Source organism: Methanobrevibacter sp. (genome assembly GCF_045126245.1).
Lineage (GTDB): Archaea > Methanobacteriota > Methanobacteria > Methanobacteriales > Methanobacteriaceae > Methanocatella.
The window spans coordinates 1-10,301 of record NZ_JBGVOG010000010.1 but is presented as its reverse complement, the minus strand read 5'-3'; the positions used below and the strand labels follow the sequence as shown (position 1 = coordinate 10,301).

General features: G+C 34.2%; 7 protein-coding genes. 3 read left to right on the top strand and 4 right to left on the bottom strand.

Annotated features, from left to right (window positions below):
- Positions 1-404: DUF6882 domain-containing protein (locus tag ACJMLZ_RS00600; RefSeq protein WP_405303381.1), on the bottom strand; the 404-nt coding region annotated here is incomplete at its 3' end.
- Positions 405-1,640, bottom strand: a complete 1,236-nt coding sequence (locus ACJMLZ_RS00595; protein WP_405303380.1) for an LL-diaminopimelate aminotransferase — start codon at positions 1,638-1,640, stop codon at positions 405-407.
- Between the two features lie 193 nt (positions 1,641-1,833).
- Between ACJMLZ_RS00595 and ACJMLZ_RS00590 the strand changes: the two genes are divergently transcribed.
- On the top strand, positions 1,834-3,363 hold the full coding sequence (locus tag ACJMLZ_RS00590; RefSeq protein ID WP_405303379.1) for a hypothetical protein: 1,530 nt from the start codon (positions 1,834-1,836) through the stop codon (positions 3,361-3,363).
- A gap of 59 nt (positions 3,364-3,422) precedes the next feature.
- Here the strand turns inward: ACJMLZ_RS00590 and ACJMLZ_RS00585 are convergent, their stop codons facing one another.
- Positions 3,423-3,890 carry a hypothetical protein gene (locus tag ACJMLZ_RS00585; RefSeq protein WP_405303378.1) on the bottom strand — a complete coding sequence of 156 codons (468 nt, stop codon included), beginning with the start codon at positions 3,888-3,890 and terminating at the stop codon, positions 3,423-3,425.
- Between the two features lie 8 nt (positions 3,891-3,898).
- A complete protein-coding gene (locus ACJMLZ_RS00580; protein WP_405303377.1) occupies positions 3,899-5,569 on the bottom strand; it encodes a glutamate--tRNA ligase in 1,671 nt (556 codons plus the stop codon).
- Positions 5,570-5,697: 128 nt separating this feature from the next.
- Between ACJMLZ_RS00580 and ACJMLZ_RS00575 the strand changes: the two genes are divergently transcribed.
- Positions 5,698-6,702 carry a tetratricopeptide repeat protein gene (locus ACJMLZ_RS00575; RefSeq protein WP_405303376.1) on the top strand — a complete coding sequence of 335 codons (1,005 nt, stop codon included), beginning with the start codon at positions 5,698-5,700 and terminating at the stop codon, positions 6,700-6,702.
- Positions 6,703-6,946: 244 nt separating this feature from the next.
- On the top strand, positions 6,947-10,301 hold a 3,355-nt coding region (locus ACJMLZ_RS00570; protein ID WP_405303375.1), incomplete at its 3' end, for a hypothetical protein.

Genomic DNA, 10,301 nt, shown 5'->3' with positions numbered 1-10,301 from the left:
ATATCCAATATGGATGATGCAGTCATGACCAAAGTGTGGCATGCATTAAAATCTGTCTGTAAAATAGGTGATTTGAATTCAACAATGTCAAATTCATCCCCAATAGCTTTTATTTGCTTTGCTGATTTGATTAAATTTTCTCCAAAAATCTCTTCACTATCCCATGCCCATGACCACTGATTCAATTCCTGAGAAAAGAATCCTAAAATCTGAACCGGAATAACAATGTCATCAAATGTGATGGTGCCCTTTTCAATATCCAACTCACCGACTGTTTCACCAATTAGTTCTGATAGATTTTCCTGCCTGTCTAAAGCTAATGCACCATATTTGGATAAAATGACTTTAAATGAATCTTCCTTTTCGATAGTTACTGGTTTTTCTATTACTTTCAATATTAACACCTAAAATTCTAATTTTGAAATTCTATCCATTGCTTCTTTGGTATTTTCCAAGGTATTGAATGCTGTAAGTCTTAAGTATCCTTCACCACTAGGACCAAATCCGGAACCTGGGGTTCCAACAACATTAGCCTCATTTAACAATAAATCGAAAAATGCCCATGAATCCATATCGTTAGGAGTTTTAACCCATATGTACGGAGAGCTTACTCCTCCATAAACTTCAAGACCTATGTCGGTTAAGCTTTCTCTGATAACTTTTGCATTTTCCATGTAATAGTCAACAACTTCTCTGATTTGTTTTTGGCCTTCAGGAGAGTAAGTTGCTTCAGCAGCCTTTTGAACTGGATAGGATGCACCATTAAATTTAGTTGTTTGTCTTCTGTTCCATAAAGGATTGATTTCCACTTCATTACCCTGGCTGTCATATCCGACTAATTCTTTAGGAACGACTGTGTATGCACAACGGGTTCCGGTAAAGCCTGCTGTTTTTGAAAAGCTCTTGAATTCGATTGCAACTTCTTTTGCACCATCAATTTCATAAATACTGTGAGGAACATCATCTTCATTTATGAATATTTCATAAGCGGCATCGAATAGAATAATAGCTTTGTTCTCTTTAGCATAATCAACAAAGACCTTTAATTGATCGCGAGTAAGTGTTGTACCGGTAGGATTGTTTGGATAACATAAGTAGATAATATCCACCGGCTCGGATGGAAGTTCCGGAACAAATCCGTTTTCGGCATTGCATTTAATGTAGGTTAACCCATCATACATTCCGTCATCTTGCATTTCGCCTGTTCTTCCAGCCATTACATTAGTATCCACATACACTGTATAAACAGGGTCTGTTACTGCAATCTTATTATCAATTCCGAAGATTTCTTGAATGTTACCTGTATCGCATTTAGCTCCATCGCTTATAAATACTTCAGAAGTGTCTAAATCAATTCCATATTTGTTATAATCATTTTCAATAATAGCCTTAGCCAAAAATTCATAACCTTGTTCTGGGCCGTATCCCATAAAAGTTTCAGCATCACCCATTTCATCTACAGCTTTTCTAAATGCTTCAACAACAGCTGGGACTAACGGTTTTGTCACATCCCCAATACCCATTTTAATTACATTAGCATCAGGATTTGCCTTACTAAATTCTGCTTCTCTTCTTGCAACTTCAACAAAAAGATAACTGCTTTTTAATTTAAGATAGTTTTCATTAATTTTAACAACCATGATTAATCCTCATAAATATTAATCCAATTTATATTTTATTTTTGCAATTATATAAAATGAATGATTAGTGAAAATACAAAAAAAATTATTGCGAAATTTTTCACAGCATGACCCTCTATGAAAATATTTAAATTAACTACTTTACATAAATATACAATACTATTAATATTAAAAAAAAATGGAAGTTGGAAACATGAATGGAATAACAATTATAATTTGGATTATTATTGCCATAATAGGTATTATTTCAATAATATCTGTTAAAAAGCATTATAGAGGAAATGAACTTGAAAGCAATGAATTATCAAAATTGAATAGCAATATCTCTATTAGTAAAGTAATTAATGCGGGGCAAAATTTATTATCCAAAAGCAGTAATAATTCCAAATCCAATCATCCAGCCCAACTTAATAAATATAACGTTAATGACTTAGGAAACGACAGAGTTTCCTTTAGAGATACTTATGAAGATTCTGCCGATTTTACAATTGAACCGGAAAAACCAAATAACAATATCACATATGAATCTCAAAATCAAGTACTTGTCGATTATGGAAATACAGTTGAAAAATTTCAAGAACCTATTAAACAAAGCCAGATGGATATTATGACTCAAAACAACACCAATAATGAAAAACATGAATTAAAAGATTTATTTACTATTGATGAATTAATTAAAGAATCTAAAAGAAAAGATAATGAAAGGGAAAAGGAAATGCCATCCCCTGAGGAAGATAAAGAACTTGCCGAGTTAAAAGAAAGCATCAAACAAAAACAAAGCGGCGTCAAAGAAGATTCCCTTATTGAGGAAATCATTGAAAACAATGAAGAGACAATCAACGAAATTATTAACAGCACTGTTGAAACTGAAGATGCTGAAACCGAAGAAAAAGAGGAAACAATTAATGATTTGGTCAACAATACTGAAGAAATCGTTGAGGAAAGTGAAAACAAAATAGAAACCCCAACTATCACATCCCAAGATATTGAAGAGGTTATTAATACTGCATCACAAGAAAGTGAAGAAGAAGTGGAAAGCATTTCCGAAAGTTCCGGCATTACTGACGTTTTGCTTGATGCTAACGAAGAGGAAATCAAAGAGCCTATCCTCAAGACACCAACCAAAGTCAGTGAAAGCAAAGATGCAGAACTTGGTGCAGATAATACATTAGACCAATATGATAATGATTTAGATTACAGAAAAGACCTTGCCAAAATCACAAATACCATCAAAGGATCTAGAATTTTCCAAGATGTGAAAGAAAAACTCATATCCGAACCGAACAACATAGAAATTAATGATACCTACGAAGAAAACTATATCAGAAATGTAAATGAATATGAGGATGAATTTGAGCCAATAATCAATGAAACACACAGTGATTTTGAAGCAACTTACGAAGAGTACCATGAAGCAGATTATGACCAAAGATTAAGACAACAAAACACACAAAAAATATTCAACATGGCAAAAAACTCTCCGCAGCCAGAAATTGCAGAACCTAAAATTGGAACTATCAAGGACAAGCCATCAAGAGACAACATCAAAGTGCAAATCAACAACAATGAATTTGTCATTAAGAAAGGCGATGAAATCATATTTAATCATGCTGGAGAAACTTATTCAAGCCAGGTTTATGCAATCAATGGTGATGACATCTCTGTAAAATACAGAAGGCAAAACATTACCATTAAACCAAGTGACGTGAAAAAGGTATATTAATCATATATCTTTTTTACAAAAACACCACATTTATTTTTAAAAATAGAAAGAAGAAGAAATTACTCTTCTTTATTTAATTTATAACTACCGTCTTCAACTATATATTTTGGAACGATTATCTTTAAAGAACGAATAACATCCAAATAGAAATCATCCAGTTCCCTATCGGCATAAGGATAAGTGTATTCAAAGATATAAAGGTTATTATCTTCCACATATAAGAATTCATTGCGGCGAATCTCGTTTTCCCCATCTGAAAAAGAAGACACAATCATATAATAAATATCCTCGTTGATAGGTATAAAATCAGAAGCTATCAGAGTGATTTTATCGTTGTTTTGTATATTCTTTTCAATATCATCCTTAATGGCTGGAAGACCGACCAATGTTGGAGTGGTGGAAAATTTAATGGACATCGGAATGGTAGTGTTCACCAGATACATGTCATTGAATTCATCTTTAGTAGCAATAGGCTCAAAATCCTTAGGCATTTGGAGTGTTGCAAAACCATTTGAAAACATTGTCATTTCATCACCTATTTATGTGCGAAGTAAAATATCAACTCGCCATCATTAATCTCGTCAAGTCTTGCAAATCCGACCCTTTCAAATTGAACTACATCCCCAACTTCAAGATTCCTGAGTGCGCTTTCACCAAGACCTGATTTGACTGATGCATCATCCATAACAATTTTGACATTTACATTGTCATCAACAGGAACCCACTGGATGATTCTTGCCTTAACTTCACGGGCATCTTCAAAGGATGTGGAGTGATAAGTTATTTTATCTCCATCAATCTCAACATTGACTGCATCCATCAGTCTGAAAATTCCATCAGAAATGTCCCCTTTCGCCAGATATGCCTTCCCATCAAATGGAAGGATTCTATTGCCCCTATCCAGGTGGTCTGCATGAAGTGGCCTTTCAATATCCACTTTTCCATCCTCATAACCTTCAACAGTGATTTCTACTGGTTCTTCACAGAAGAAATACCTGTTGGCAATTGGTTCTAGGAAATTGCGGTTTAAACCGTAAATCTTTTTCCAGCTGATGGCTGAATCAGCCATTTTTACACCAATTTCAGTGATTAAATTATAAATGGTTCTTGGATCAATTCCACGTCTTGCAATTGCCCTTAAGGTACCTAACCTCGGATCATCCCATCCGGAATAAGTCCCATCCTCAATTCCAGCCATTGCTTTTGATGTGCTTAATGCAATATCCTCCATTTTAAGTCTTCCATAGTGGATATACTCAGGCACATCCCATTGCATAGCATCATATAAGTATTTTTGTTTTTCAGTGTTTGCTAAGTGGTCTTTTCCTCTTAAAACATGAGTTAACCCCATCAGATGGTCATCCACTGCAACAGAAAAGTTCATCATAGGATATATTCTATATTTGGTGCCTAAACGAGGGTGAGTTTCATCAACCAATCTCATGGCCACCCAGTCCCTGATTGCAGGATTCTTATGGTTGATATCTGTTTTTACTCTAAGTACCGCTTCACCGGCGTTCATAGTGTCAAATTTATCCCACAATTCAAGGTTTTCTTCAACACTATTGTCTCTGCATGGGCAGGCTTTGCAGTTATCCTTAAGCTCCTTAAATGTTGCCCCATCACAGGTACACATGTAGGCCGCGCCCTTTTCAATCAGTTGGCGGGCATAGTCATAATAAATTTCAAATCTGTCTGACTGATAAATAACTTCATCTGGGTTGATTCCCAGCCATTTCAAGTCTTCAGGAATCATTTCATAAGCCGGTTCGAAGACTCTTTTGGGATCTGTATCTTCAATTCTTAAAATCAGTTTACCGTTATGTCTTTTAACATATTCCGCATTCGGAACAGCAGCTCTTGAATGTCCAATATGCAGAGGTCCACTTGGGTTTGGAGCGAATCTCAAAACAATATTCTCATGAGTTCCTGGAAGTTCCTGAAGTCCCACTTCTTTAGCTTTAGGTTTTTTATCTTCTATCTCGACACCTAACTTTTCCATTTCACTAGCTTGCTCTTCCGGGCTTAAAGCATTTACTTTAGCCACAATCTTACCGGACATTGGTCCAATTTCTTTTGCTTTACTTCTAAGTTCCGGTTCATTTGACATGATAGAACCCATTACCGCACCGGGATTTGCACTTCCCTTATGTTTTGCAGCATTTAATAAAGCATGTTTATAAATAATTTTTTCTAAATCATTCATTTAATCATCACAATCTAATTAATTCAATAAAAATAAGCAATATTATTTATTTAATTGAAGATATATAAATATTGATGAGAGTAGTTATGAAAAATTGGGAGTTAGATAAAAAAATTAGGTTGATATAAATGAGTGATGCAATTTCAAATGCAAAGCAATACATTGAAGAAGAAAAATATGACGAAGCTCTGAAATTAGCTAGAAAAAAACATGGAAAAGATGATATTGACTCCTATTTATCTATTTTAGACTTACTAATTGACGTTAATTATTTACCTGCAATCGAAGAAAAGGGATTGTATTACCAGTATTATGACCCAAGTCACGACAATGGGGATTACGGTGAAAAATACTTTGACAAATACCTTGACCTGCAACCAAAATCCATCAATGCACTTTGCGATAAGGCAATGTCCAGATTCAATAAAGGCAAAACCGATGAAGCACTGGACTATATGGATACAGCCTATGAAAAATACAAATCATACTCCAACATCGAAAAGCCACGGCTGACAAAAAAAGAGCTTATAATGGCCAGAATCGAGCTTCTGATTCAGGCAAAAAGATATGATGATGCCTTAAGAAACCTTAACAATTATGAAAATCAGTTCGGATCAGACCAGAAACTGGATTTATATAAGGGACAAATGCTTCAAAAAACCGGCAAAAATGAAGAGGCGCTCGAATATTTGAATAAGTCACTGCTTGAAGAGGATACAATAATAGGATTCAATGCAAAGGGCGACGCACTATATGAGCTCAAACAATACAATGAAGCACTGAAAAACTACAAAAACTGCTTGCATTATGAAAATAAGATTGAAGATGATTTGGAACTGATTACCAATTTCAACTATAAGGCTGCTTTCTGCTGCGTTAATATGGGTGATGAAGAGGAAGCCATAAAATACCTGAACAAAACCATAAACATGCTGAATGAACACGGAAGGCTTCCGAAAGATATCGAGGCAATTTATCAGAAATGTTCCTTTGAAAAGGAAAGAATCCTGAAAAAGGGAGAAGTTGAAGACAAGGAATTTAGAAAAACCAGATTTTTCTCGGCAAGAACATCAATTATCATATTAGTAATTATTTTAATATTATATTTTATCTTAAAAATGAATGGTTTTTAAAATGAGGCTTGGAAATATTTCAACACCTATTTCAGGTAACCAAAAAAAACCAATTGATTAAACACTTAACTAAAACCATCCCCCCATTTTTTAAAAATTTTAAATTGAAGATTATGCTAGCTTTTAAATTTTTTTAAATGATTTTATTTAAAAAATTGGTTATTTTAGACAATGATAGAAATAGTTAATAGTTAACTTGTATACAAATATATAATAATGAAAAGATATTTTATGGAGGAACATTATGCTTAACAAAAAGATTATGTTACTTACATTACTAATTGTAAGCTTATTAGCAATTTCAAATGTTAGTGCAAGTGAAATAACTAATGATACATATGATTTGCTTAACATTGATAATAATGATTCAATACTTGATGTAAATGATGATGAATTATTGGAAAAGAACTCTGATGGAACATTCACTGATTTGGCAAATGAAATAGCTAATGCTGCTGGTGAATTGAATTTGACTAGGAATTATAATTATAATGATGAGGTTGATCCTAGTAGTACTTCTACTTATGGTATAAACATTGTTAAAAGTATTATTATTAATGGTAACGGTTATACAATTAATGGGAATAATCAAGTTAGAATATTTCAGATTAATGCCCCTAATGTAGTTTTAAATAATATTAATTTTGTGAATTATTGCTTGGGAAGTAGTGGTGGTGCTATTTCTTGGTATGGTGATAATGGTATTTTATTCAATTGTAGTTTTATAAATTCTACTACCACTCCTGGTGTCACTGCTTCTGGGGGAGCTATTTATTGGATTGGTAATGATGGTACTTTGTATGACTGTAATTTTATGAATACGTCTTCTAACTGGTATGGAGGTGCTATTTATTGGACAGGTAATAATGGTGCTTTGTATGATTGTAGTTTTAAGTGTAGTAAAGCTAGTTCTGGGGGAGCAGTTTATTGGATGGGTTCCAACGGCAGATTATATGATTGTAGTTTAGTTAATTGCTCAGCTTATCATGGTGGTGCTATTTACTGGAATAATAAAGACGGTGCTTTATTTAATTGTAGTTTTGTAAGATGCATATCCCGGTCTTTTAGTGCTGTTGAATGGTATGCTAACAATTATGTAATGTCTGGTTGTAGTTTTGTGGATTGTGCAGAGTATATGGGCGTTGCTATGGATTGGAAGGGTTATAATGGTGTTATAACTAATTGTAGTTTTGTTAATTCTCATGTTACTTGGTCAGGTTATAATGGTGTTATAACTAATTGTAGTTTTGTGAATTCTTATGTTGACTGGTTAGGTCAATATGGTTCTTTATATGGTTGTAGTTTTGCTAATTCTTCAATTTATAGGGATGGTGGTGCTATCTGCTGGGAAGGTGACAACGGTAAGGTGTATGATTGTAGTTTTGTGAAATGTTATAGTTATTATTGGGGCGGTGCTATTTATTGGCATGGTTCTAATGGTTTTATAACTAATTGTAGTTTCAAGAATTGTTCTTGTGATTGTGCTGGTGGTGCTATTTTTTGGAGTGAATATGCATCTAAGGGTATTGTAACTAATTGTAGTTTTGTGAATTGTTCATCTGATGATGGCGCGGGTGTATTTTGTTGGAGGGGTGCTGATGGTGTTGTTGCTAACTGTACTGTTGTGAATTGTGGAGGTTATTATATCAAATCTGTTGAATGGTATGGTTCTAATGGTGGCATTTCTAATTGTAGTTTTGTGAATTCCCCCGATTTTAAATGGCGTGGTGGTTGTATTTATTGGTTTGGTACTAATGGTATTTTATTCAATTGTAGTTTTGTAAATTTTTTTAATAGGAATAATGGGGGAGCAATTTATTGGACTGGTGATAATGGTACTATATTTTATTGTAGTTTTGTGAATTGTTCATCTGAAAAGGGTGGTGGAATTTACTTCAAAGGTGCAAACTGTAGTTTGTATTATTCTATTTTTAAAAATACTACTGCAGATGTAGGTCCCGATTGGTATAATGAACAACCGATTATTGTTATTAACAGAATATCAACAGTTATTTTTGCTTCTAATTTAAATATTGATTATGGTGTTTGTAAAGAGCTAATTGCAACTTTAAAAGATGTTAATAATACTCTTTTAGCTGGGGAACAAATCTCCATTCTATTGAATAATGTGGAATATGCATTAAAAACAGATTCCCAAGGCCGAATTTCACTTGCCCTGCCAAATTTGACTCCAAAAAAGTACACAGTCATAATATCTTATGCAGGAAATATCCAATATGATTCATCTAATACAGCAGTGAAAATTGTTGTTAGTAAAAGTAATACTAATGTATCTATAATTTATAATAATGATGCTAGAGAGTTGGTTGCTACTTTAACTAATAATGGTACTGGCCAGGCTGTTGAAGGTGCTACTGTCGGATTTAAAGTAAATAATAAATCTTATAATATTAAAACTGATGCAAATGGTCAATCAAAACTTTCTACTATCAAATTGCCTTTAGGTGCTAATACTGTTACAGCAACATTCAATGGAAATGCCAACTACAAACCGTCCAACACAACTATGGACTTTACCAATAAAGTAAACACCGATCTTTTAGCGGTTTATGATAGTGCTACCGAGGAAGTAGTCATCACATTAAGGGACAATGATACTGGCAAGCCCCTTGCAAGAGGAAACATCATTGTCAAACTCGCAGGCACAACTTACAAAGGCAAAACAGATGCAAACGGCCAATTTAGGGTTTCCACAGCCAATCTGGCTCCAGGATATTATACTTCAACCGTTACTTATAAAGGAACTTCAAAATATACTCCTTCAAAAACAACCCTAAAGATCCCTATTCATGTAGCCACCCGTCTTTCACTAGATTACAATGTTTACACTAATCAAATAATTGCTATTTTAACACATAATACTACCAACCAGGTTATTAGTGGAGAAAATATTGCCTTAAATATTAATGGTGTGAGTTATACTGCTAAAACCAATTCATTTGGTCAGTCTAAAGTATCCGCAAAAGACTTGACTCCCGGCACTTATACAGTAAATGTTGAATACAAAGGAAACAACAAGTACGCATCATCAAGTGCTAGTGCTACTTTCACCATTAAAATTGCCACTGCAATTTCTGCGGTTTATGATGCAGACTCTAAAGAATTGATTGCTAGTTTAACCAATGATGTAACAGTTCAACCTATTTTAGGTGCAACAGTAACCTTTAAAATCAACAAGGTTACGTATAAAGTAAGCACTGACAACAGCGGTCAGGCCAAACTTTCAGTTGCTGATTTCCCATTAGGTGCCTATGATGCCATCATTTCATATGGAGGTAACTCCAAGTACAATCCGGCATCCACAATCATAAGTGTTCCTATCAAAGCAAATACAAGTCTTGACGTGACTTATGATGCTGACGCTAAACAATTCATCACAACTTTAACCAATGACATTGACGGCAAACCTATCAGTGATATTGACGTTAATGTTGAACTCAATGGTGCAACATATACTCTTAAAACCAACTCAAATGGTCAAGTAAATGTTTCAACAGCTAGTTTCGCTCCAGATGTTTATCCGGCTAGCGTTTCATTCAGCGGCAATTCCATGTATAATCCTGCCGATGCTAGTATGG